Annotated in this window: 4 protein-coding genes; 2 read left to right on the forward strand and 2 right to left on the reverse strand. The window is 30.8% G+C overall.

What is annotated here, in order from left to right; genetic code table 11:
* Positions 1 to 170: 170 nt before the first annotated feature.
* Together ACK2WN_RS11770 and ACK2WN_RS11775 are read right to left on the reverse strand one after the other, a co-directional pair.
* Positions 171 to 488, reverse strand: coding sequence for a hypothetical protein (locus ACK2WN_RS11770; protein ID WP_300530813.1), 318 nt, complete (start codon positions 486 to 488; stop codon positions 171 to 173).
* Positions 489 to 1,101: 613 nt separating this feature from the next.
* Positions 1,102 to 1,887: an HAD family hydrolase gene (locus tag ACK2WN_RS11775; RefSeq protein ID WP_300530811.1), complete on the reverse strand. Its 786-nt coding sequence runs from the start codon at positions 1,885 to 1,887 to the stop codon at positions 1,102 to 1,104.
* Between the two features lie 279 nt (positions 1,888 to 2,166).
* On the opposite strand from ACK2WN_RS11775, the gene ACK2WN_RS11780 reads away from it, so the two are divergent.
* Together ACK2WN_RS11780 and ACK2WN_RS11785 are read left to right on the forward strand one after the other, a co-directional pair.
* A complete protein-coding gene (locus ACK2WN_RS11780; protein WP_329998554.1) occupies positions 2,167 to 3,456 on the forward strand; it encodes an LCP family protein in 1,290 nt (429 codons plus the stop codon).
* A 184-nt stretch (positions 3,457 to 3,640) separates the two neighbouring features.
* Complete coding sequence (locus tag ACK2WN_RS11785) at positions 3,641 to 4,993, forward strand: LCP family protein (RefSeq protein ID WP_416155672.1); 1,353 nt, start codon at positions 3,641 to 3,643, stop codon at positions 4,991 to 4,993.
* Positions 4,994 to 5,158 lie beyond the last annotated feature (165 nt).

Below are 5,158 nucleotides of genomic sequence, written 5' to 3' on the forward strand. Positions count from 1 at the left end.
GCGACCACACATTTTTTAATTCTTGTCAACATTTTTATAAAATAAAAAGACCCCATATTATTTCTAATATTGAGGTCTTTATGTTTTTCTACTAACTTAATGACATTGGCTCCTCAGCCTGCTTTTTTAAAATTATAAGTCTTTTGGGATTAATTTATACTTGATTATCTCTATTTATGAGATAGGATAGTTTCTGATGTTATTATTGGATTCATCACATCATCTATAGATGCTGTTGTTCTTACATCCATTTTATTTTCTTCTTTTACAAAGTTTCTTGAAGTTATTATTGGGTTCATTATATCTTCTTCAGCTACTTTGTTTAGGTTGTCATTTTTAACTTCTTCTTTTACGAAATCTCTTGAAGTTATTATTGGGTTTAAGCTTTCGTCTATTTCTAATGCACTTACACTCTGTACTCCAAGTCCTCCTGCTACTACTACGATTGCTACTGCTGCGATTATTTTTCTAAGATTTAAGTTTTTCATGACTGTCCCTCCATTTATGTTAATGTATTTTTTACGATTTTGTTTGATATTTATTTATCTCTTTCTTTGATTATAGTTTAACAAATGTTTTGCAAAAAGTAAAGCCTTTTTTGAAAAATTGTATTAAATTTTTTTATTTTACCTTACAATTTTGATAATTAAACAAAATAGTCTTATTTACATATATTTTCAGAAAAATTAGCCATAAAAATTTATTTTTTAATGAATTTTAGACTATATTCCACAAATTTTCTGACAATTCACCCCTATTTCACAACTTGTATACAGGTCCTAAGTTGTATCTTTTTAAATATAATTTTCTGACAATTCAAAACAACTTGACTATTCTGTAGTTATTTTTTTAACATAATTTATTTCTAATTTACTATTCTTTTTATAATTTTAATTTATCTTTTAGATATTTTGAATATTTTTTATCATTCTTTTTTATAATGTGGTTATTTTTATTCATCTATTCCTATTTTTTATATAAATATGTATATTTTTCTACAATCTATTCAAATAATTATCTACATATATATAATGTAGAAACTTTTAAACTAAAAAAAGCCCCAACTACATAATCACTGTAGCTGAGGCTTTCTTTGCATCACTATATATTGAATACTTCTTTTATTTTTTCAAGCACTCCATTTTCGCTGTTCTTACCAGCTATAAATCTGGCTTTTTCTTTTAATGCATCTATAGCATTTTCCATTGCATAACTATAGTAACCACATTCTATAAGTTCTAAATCATTCATCTGGTCACCAAATATCATTATCTCTTCACTTTTTAGACCATATCTTTCTTTTATATGCTCAAGAGCCTTTCCTTTTGTTACTCCTTTTTCCATTATATCTAACCAATGAGGTCCTGATGTACATACTGTCATATACTCGCCAAATTTATCAAAATAATCCTGGCAATGTTCAGAAATAGGTCTATCATCGTATATCGCTGTTTTTAGTACATCTTCCTTAACATCTTTTAAATCATCTACAACTGTTACACTTGAGCAGTATATATCTAACATTTTTAAGAATTCTTCATCCTTACATTCTGTATATGCAGTATATTTAGTATTTAAAAGAATTTCTTTATTTTCTGCAGCTCTAGTGAAGTCTATTATATCTTCTACATTTTTTCTATCCATTGGATCACATAATAGTTCTTCCCCTTTATTTACTGCAAAAGTTCCATTCTCAGCTATAAACATCATTTTATCTTTCACTGATTCAAAAAGTGTTTCAAGTGCAGGATACTGTCTCCCACTTGCTGCCATAAATGTAATTCCCTTTTTATATAATTCATTGAAAACATGATTAAATTCTTCGTTTAATTCTCCATTATTGTCTAATAGAGTACCATCTAAATCTGTCGCTATAAGTTTTATCATAGAATACCCCCTCTTAATTTTTAATCTTTTTATAATATACCCCACCTTTATGAAATTTTCAAGAATTTTAGTTTTCAATCTATATTTATAGTTAAAAAAGTTGTAGAATATATTCTGTGACGACAATATAAGATAAAAAGTCAAAATCTATTGAATAATTCTCTGTATTCTAATATAATTATAAGATGATTTTATAATATTCTTATAAAGTCGAGATTATTTAATTGAGTAAAATTAATTGAGAAAAAAAGAATAAATTAAAAGAAAGAAGGGATTTTTTTGTCTAAACTCAGAAAGCTTGTTATACTTCTTGCGGTTCTTGTTATAGCCTTTCCGACATGTGTGTTTGGATATGTATATACAAAATTAAAAACTGTTCAGGATAGTGGTGATTACGATGCCCTGAATAGTCTGGAACACAAAAACGATAGCAACATAACAAATATACTTCTTCTTGGTACAGATGGTAGACCTGGCGAAAATGCTCAGAGATCTGATGCTATGATGATTCTTACTATTGATAACAAAAATAAGAGTCTAAAGCTTACTTCTCTTGGTCGTGATACATATGTAGACATACCAGGGCATGGAAAACAGAAATTAACTCATGCATATTTCTACGGTAAAGCTGATTTACTTATAGAAACTATAGAAGAAAACTTTAAATTAGATATCCACGATTACGCTCAGGTTGATTTCTATTCATTTATGGATGTTATAAATGTACTTGGTGGAGTAACTGTCGATGTTGAGGAAAGCGAAATAGATGAGCTTAATAAATTTATACCAGAAACATACTCTTGGTATGAACACGACGACAAAGGTAGTATAAAATACATAACTAAAGCAGGTAAACAAAATCTAAATGCATATCAGGCACTTTCATTTGCTCGTATAAGAAAAAATGATGGTACTATGGAAAGAGATAATAGACAGAGAATGGTTATAGAGGCTATGGTTAAAAAACTAAAAGGTCTTCCAATATCAAAATACAACGACCTTATGAACTCTGTTTTACCATATGTTAAAACAAATATGTCACCTGCAACAATACTTGGACTTGCAAAAGACGTACTTGCAATTGGTAACTTCGATATAACTTCACTTCAGTTCCCTCTTCATCCAGAAGGTGAAGTAAGACTTGGTAAAGCTGGTTATGTTATACCATTTGAAGAATACGAAGTAGATATATTACACGACTTTATATTTAAAAATATAGTTCCTACAAAAGAACTTATAGAAAATGCAGATAAACAGTACGGAAGAACAGATTACAGTAGTTATACAGAAGATGATTCTTCATCTAGCTCTTCTAGTTCATCTAGCTCATCATCTGATTTAGATGACGATAGTAGTTCTAGCGGAAGTTCTAGTCATTCTGGAAGTAGTAGTCATTCTTCTTCTGGTGGAAGCAGTCATTCTAGTGGTTCTAGCTCTTCTGATAATTCAGATTCTGATAGTTCTTCTGACTCTGGAAGCTCTGATTCTGGTAGTTCTTCTGGCGGTTCAGATTCAGGTAGTTCTGATTCTGGTAGCAGCGACTCTGGAAGTGGCGAAGTAACTGAATAAACATAAAACATTTGGACTGTTGCGTATCTTGCAACAGTCCTTTTTATTTTTATTACTTGAATTAGTTATAAGTCTTCTATATAATAAAAAAGTGACTTGCATATTTTTGCAACGCTATTTATAATGATAAAAGATTGATTTTTTAGTGTGATATTATTCAAATTTTAGAAAGAAGGTTTTTATTTTGGCAGATAATAGAGATAATCCGTCTAACAAGATAAGAAGGGTTAGCGCTTCTTCTAAGAATGGACAGTCTAGTTCACGTACTAATGCCTCAAAAGTTCAGAGGTCTTCTAGTCGTGGTAATTCTTCTCGTGGTAGATCTTCACAGTCTATAAACACAAATGTAAGAAGAAGTTCAGATAGTTCTCGTCCAAATCCAAGTAGAAGAGCTCCCGGTGGGCAAAATAGGAATATCAAAAAATCTCCTATGAACTCAAATCTAAATAGAGGAAGTCGTTCCTCAGGCGGAAATAATTATGACAATATAAATAAAGAGCAACCTAAAAATAGAAATCCAAGAAATAGCGGTAGTGCTCGTGCTGCTAGAAATGCAGAGAGAAAAAGACAGAAGAGAAAGAAAATTAAACGTATAATGACTGTTATATTAGTTATTATTTTAGCCTTCCCTACTGTAGGTGCTATTTCATTTATTAAAAAGGTTGCAGATGCATACGATCCATCTATTGCTAGTGGTGTGTTTGATAATATTACCCATATAAACAAAAAGGGTATTACAAATATACTTCTTCTTGGATCTGATGCCAGAGAGGGCGAGGAAAAGTCTAGAACGGATACTATGATGATTTTTACAATAGATACCGTACATAATTCCCTAAAGCTTACATCTCTTGCTAGGGATGCGTATGTAAATATTCCTGAACATGGATATACTAAGCTTACCCACGCATATTACTTGGGTGGTGTAGAGCTTCTTACAGAAACTATAGAGGACAACTTTGGTGTAGATATACATAACTACGCACTTGTAGATTTTGAGTCGTTTATGTATATTATAGACGCTATAGGTGGTGTTACCGTAAATGTTAAGGATTCTGAGCTTGCTGAGCTTAATAAATTTATCCCAGAAACATATTACTGGTATAAGGACAAATCTCAACCTATGCAGCTTGTAGAATCTCCAGGTGAACAGCTTTTAAATGGATATCAGGCACTTTCATTTGCTCGTATCAGAAAGAACGACTCTGCATTTGAGAGAGATAGACGTCAGAGAGATGTTATACGGGCTATGTTCTCTGGTGTTAAGGCAATGTCTAAATGGCAATATCCAAAGCTTTTAAATGCTGTTTTACCTTATCTAAAGACTAATATGAAAACTACTCAAATAGTTTCACTTGGAATGTCTGTTATAAGAATGGGAAGTCTGGATATCAAACAATTTGAATTCCCTATAACAAACTCTCCTTATTCTATAGAAGGTAAATATAAAAACGCTGGATGGGTAATAAGATTTACTGAGGACTCTGTAAAAATACTACAGGACTTCATATTTAACGATAAAGAATATGTAAAATAATAAAAATAGGTTGGTATGGATATTTTCCAAACCAACCTATTTTTGCGTTCTATTAAATAAAAAAATACTGCCATAGAACACCTTTAAAAGGTGTTCTTATGACAGTACCTTTAACTGACACCTAACGGTTGTCAGTTTTTTTGTATTCAAATTTAGCTCCACAAT

It is taken from the genome of Peptacetobacter sp. AB800 (genome assembly GCF_047807365.1).
GTDB lineage: Bacteria > Bacillota > Clostridia > Peptostreptococcales > Peptostreptococcaceae > Peptacetobacter.

Coding starts and splice junctions, on each gene's coding strand:
- ACK2WN_RS11775 (WP_300530811.1), bottom strand. CDS start 1,887: ATGATAAAACTTATAGCGACAGATTTAGATGGTACTCTATTAGACAAT.
- ACK2WN_RS11770 (WP_300530813.1), bottom strand. CDS start 488: ATGAAAAACTTAAATCTTAGAAAAATAATCGCAGCAGTAGCAATCGTA.